Source organism: Aquidulcibacter paucihalophilus, assembly GCF_002105465.1.
In the GTDB taxonomy this organism is placed as follows: domain Bacteria; phylum Pseudomonadota; class Alphaproteobacteria; order Caulobacterales; family Aquidulcibacteraceae; genus Aquidulcibacter; species Aquidulcibacter paucihalophilus.
The window spans coordinates 1-4,000 of the sequence record NZ_NCSQ01000123.1; the positions used below are offsets into that span (position 1 = coordinate 1).

The window sequence follows — 4,000 nt, forward strand, 5'->3', positions numbered from 1 at the left end:
CAGCGCATCGCCGAAATCACAGTTATTGCGGGTGTCCAGCTTGATAAGGGAGATTGATCCGACGTTCGATATTACTGGACTAATCAATTTTTACATTGAGCAGAATGTTGCGGGAAAAACCCATTGGGATTTATCTGAGTATTACTTAGAAAGTGAAGTCATAGACCAAGAGGTCCGATTAGCATTCAGCAAAAAGTTAAACTCGTTTCCCGAAGATCGCGAAATAGAGAAAATCCTCATAAATTTGGGTCGAGACAATGGATGGAATCCAGATGACCTCAGGTTTCTCGCAAACCATAACGCAACCGACTACTTTAATGTGTTTAAGAAGTTGAGAGATGAAGATTTGAAATGGGCGGTTCGAGGTGGGTTGAAGTTTGCGGGTGTATTCGAAAGCACCGAGGAAATGGTAAAGATAAGCAACGATGTACAAACAGCGCTGCGTCAGATTGCGTCAGAATCTAATCTTAACCGCCGCCGTGTTTTGCAAAAGGGGCTAAAGCTCCCCCCCACTGCGCCCCCACCTTGACCCAAACGCTGTCCAGTTATAGGAACGCCGCCGAAGAAAGCCTCTGAGTCTTGGGGTGCCGCAGGGCATGGCCGGGAAGGCGGGGGTCTTCCAGACAATATAGTCATCACGCGCATGGCGCACCGGACCAAGGGGGACGGTGGTTTTGCTCGTTTTGGCGCATGGGTTTGGAAGCTTGTGAGACAGGGCTGCGCGCGCAGCTTATTCGTTGAGGCAAACGCTTTAGCGGGACGCGCATTGGAAAGAGGGTAATAGCCACCCATCCGTCGGCTATACAGGAGCGTTATAGAAACATGCCAACGATCAACCAGTTGATCCGTAAGCCGCGCCAACCATTGAAGGTGCGCAACAAGGTTCCAGCCCTGAAAGGCTGCCCTCAACGTCGTGGTGTTTGCACCCGCGTCTACACCACCACCCCAAAGAAGCCTAACTCGGCTTTGCGGAAGGTTGCCAAGGTTCGTCTGACCTCGGGTTCGGAAGCTGTGTGCTACATCCCTGGTGAAGGCCACAATTTGCAAGAGCACTCCGTGGTTCTGATCCGCGGCGGCCGCGTGAAGGATTTGCCCGGCGTTCGCTACCATATTCTGCGCGGCGTTCTCGATACGCAAGGCGTGAAGAACCGTAAGCAGCGCCGTTCGCACTATGGTGCAAAGCGTCCGAAATAAATCGCCCGGCGGTTTGTTTCTTTCAGTTTGGTTTGTTCGTTGGCTCCAAAGTTGTTTTGCAATAGTCAACAAACGGATTGGTTTCCCGCAGGGCTAACCTGCACTTAAAAGTCTAGACACGAGGTTTTCCCATGTCACGTCGTCGCCGCGCCGAAAAGCGCGATATCCTGCCAGACCCGAAGTTCGGGGATATGGATGTCACAAAATTGATGAATTACATCATGTATGAGGGCAAGAAGTCGGTTGCAGAATCGACCATCTATGGTGCCTTCGATCTCTGTGAGAAGCGCGCCAAGCGGTCCGCTTTGGAGGTCTTCCATGATGCGCTTGATAATATCTCTCCAGCCATCGAAGTGCGTTCGCGCCGCGTGGGTGGGGCAACCTATCAGGTTCCTGTTGAAGTCCGTGCAGAGCGCCGTAAGGCACTGGCTCTTCGCTGGCTCGTGGGCGCTGCGCGCAAGCGCAACGAAACCACCATGCAAGAGCGTCTTGCTGGTGAGTTGACCGACGCCGCCATGAACCGCGGTTCGGCTGTCAAAAAGCGTGAAGACACGCACAAGATGGCTGAAGCCAACCGCGCCTTCTCGCATTATCGCTGGTAGGACCAGCAAAACCAAGAACTCCCCTGAAAGGGTTTTTCAATGCCTCGCACCCACGCGATTTCTGACTATCGCAACTTTGGCATCATGGCGCACATCGACGCTGGCAAGACCACGACGACTGAGCGCATTTTGTACTACACCGGTAAGTCCCACAAGATTGGCGAAGTCCATGACGGTGCGGCGACCATGGACTGGATGACGCAAGAGCAAGAACGCGGCATCACCATCACGTCCGCTGCGACCACCTGCTTCTGGCGCGACAAGCGCTTGAACATCATCGACACCCCAGGACACGTGGACTTCACCATCGAGGTGGAACGTTCGCTGCGCGTGTTGGATGGCGCTGTGTGCGTGCTGGACGGCAACCAAGGTGTGGAGCCTCAGACCGAAACCGTCTGGCGCCAAGCCGACAAATATGACGTCCCCCGCATCGTGTTCGTCAACAAGATGGATAAGATCGGCGCTGACTTCTACAATTGCGTCAGCGAAATTGTGACCCGCGTGGGTGGCAAGCCTGTGTGCTTGCAACTGCCCATCGGGGCTGAAAACAATTTCAAGGGCGTAATCGATCTGATCGCCATGAAGGCGATTGTGTGGTTGGAAGAAAGCTTGGGCGCGAAGTTCAACGTGGAAGAAATTCCAGCTGACCTTCTGGAGCAAGCCAAAGAATACCGCCACAAATTGCTCGAAGCCGTCGTCGAAATGGACGATGAAGTGATGATGGAATATCTCGAAGGCGTGGAGCCAGACGAAGAAACCATCAAGCGCTTGCTGCGTGTGGCTGTGCGCCGTCGTGCGTTCCACCCTGTGTTGTGCGGTTCTGCATTTAAAAACAAGGGCGTGCAACCTTTGCTCGACGCGGTTGTCGACTATTTGCCTTCGCCAGCAGACCGCGAAGCGATCAAGGCCATCGACTTTAAAACCGACGAAGAAACCTCACGCAAGCCAACCGACGAAGATCCATTCTCGATGCTGGCTTTCAAGATCATGGACGACAAATTCGTCGGCACGATCACCTTCTGCCGCGTTTATTCGGGCAAGTGCACCGCCGGTGACGGCGTGCTCAATTCCTCGCGCGACAAGAAAGAGCGTATTGGCCGCATGTTGTTGATGCATGCGAACAACCGCGAAGACATCAAAGAAGCCTATGCTGGCGATATCGTCGCTTTGGCTGGCCTGAAGGAAGTCCGCACGGGCGACACTCTGTGCGACCCCCTGAAGCCTGTGATCCTCGAGCGTATGGAATTCCCAGAGCCTGTGATCGAAATCGCGATTGAGCCTAAGTCGAAGGCAGACCAAGAAAAATTGGGTCTGGCTTTGGCCAAGCTGGCAAACGAAGATCCTTCGTTCCGCGTCTCGACCGACCAAGAAAGCGGCCAAACCATCCTGCGTGGCATGGGCGAATTGCACTTGGACATCAAAGTCGACATTCTGCGTCGTACCTATGACGTGGATGCCAATGTGGGTCAGCCCAAAGTGGCCTATCGCGAAAAGATCAACAAGCGCGCTGAAATCGACTACACCCACAAGAAGCAAACCGGTGGTACCGGTCAGTTTGCGCGCATCAAGCTCATTTTCGAGCCAGGTGAGCCCGGAACTGGCTTTACCTTCGAAAGTCAAATCGTGGGTGGTGCGGTGCCGAAGGAATATATCCCAGGCGTCATCAAAGGCCTCGAAAGCTCGGTTCAAAACGGTCTGTTGGCCGGCTTCCCGCTGATCGACCTGAAGGCAACTTTGGTCGACGGGGCGTTCCACGATGTGGACTCCAGCGTCTTGGCGTTCGAAATCGCAGCACGCGCGGCTTTCCGTGAGTTGAAGCAACATGGCGACCCACGCCTGCTTGAGCCCATCATGAAAGTGGAAGTCGTGAGCCCAGAAGAGTTCACGGGTTCCGTGATCGGCGACATCAACTCGCGTCGCGGGATGATCCAAGGCCAAGACATGCGCGGCAACGCCAATGTCGTGAATGCCATGGTGCCGCTGGCCAATATGTTTGGCTATGTGAATGATTTGCGGTCCTTCTCCTCGGGCCGTGCATCCTTCTCCATGTCCTTCGACCACTATGAAGAAGTGCCACGTGCCGTGAGTGCGGAAGTACTCGCCAAGCTTGCTGGCTAATCCCCACCCCCTTTTACCCAACTTATGAAAAGCTGAGAGACAAAAATGGCTAAGGAAAAGTTTGAACGTACGAAACCGCATTGCAA

At 54.0% G+C, this 4,000-nt stretch carries 4 protein-coding genes; all 4 read left to right on the top strand.

The window, feature by feature from the left end:
* Positions 1-529, top strand: a 529-nt coding sequence (locus B7364_RS08385; RefSeq protein ID WP_157893601.1) for a hypothetical protein, incomplete at its 5' end; no start/stop codon positions are given.
* A gap of 293 nt (positions 530-822) precedes the next feature.
* Positions 823-1,194: a 30S ribosomal protein S12 gene (rpsL, locus tag B7364_RS08390; protein WP_085339554.1), complete on the top strand. Its 372-nt coding sequence runs from the start codon at positions 823-825 to the stop codon at positions 1,192-1,194.
* A gap of 131 nt (positions 1,195-1,325) precedes the next feature.
* Positions 1,326-1,796 carry a 30S ribosomal protein S7 gene (gene rpsG, locus B7364_RS08395; protein ID WP_085339555.1) on the top strand — a complete coding sequence of 157 codons (471 nt, stop codon included), beginning with the start codon at positions 1,326-1,328 and terminating at the stop codon, positions 1,794-1,796.
* A gap of 39 nt (positions 1,797-1,835) precedes the next feature.
* A complete protein-coding gene (fusA, locus tag B7364_RS08400; protein WP_085339556.1) occupies positions 1,836-3,914 on the top strand; it encodes an elongation factor G in 2,079 nt (692 codons plus the stop codon).
* The last annotated feature ends 86 nt before the right edge of the window (positions 3,915-4,000 follow it).

Excerpts from the sequence above, each read along its gene's own strand:
- rpsG (WP_085339555.1), top strand. The coding sequence starts at position 1,326 with ATGTCACGTCGTCGCCGCGCCGAAAAGCGCGATATCCTGCCAGACCCG.
- rpsL (WP_085339554.1), top strand. The coding sequence starts at position 823 with ATGCCAACGATCAACCAGTTGATCCGTAAGCCGCGCCAACCATTGAAG.
- fusA (WP_085339556.1), top strand. The coding sequence starts at position 1,836 with ATGCCTCGCACCCACGCGATTTCTGACTATCGCAACTTTGGCATCATG.